The sequence below is a fragment of the Vibrio sp. 10N.222.52.B7 genome (genome assembly GCF_041474275.1).
GTDB lineage: Bacteria > Pseudomonadota > Gammaproteobacteria > Enterobacterales > Vibrionaceae > Vibrio > Vibrio crassostreae_C.
This window is the reverse complement of the sequence record NZ_JBFRTU010000141.1, coordinates 8,064-8,287: the sequence shown is the minus strand read 5'-3', so window position 1 is coordinate 8,287 and position 224 is coordinate 8,064.

Below are 224 nucleotides of genomic sequence, written 5' to 3'. Positions count from 1 at the left end.
CTAAGAAAGCACCAACTCGATAAAACAGATTTCAAGAACCGATAAGTCTTAAAAAATATATAAATTCAAAGATTTAAAGGAGCAAAATCTTAACATTTATCAAAAGTAAGAATACACTCAATAGGCTTGCACTTTTATTTAGCGAACAAGGACTGTTATGAGTCAAAAAAATTTCAGCAAATTGAACGAGACCGAGCTTGAGTATGTCGATGATAAAACAGCGG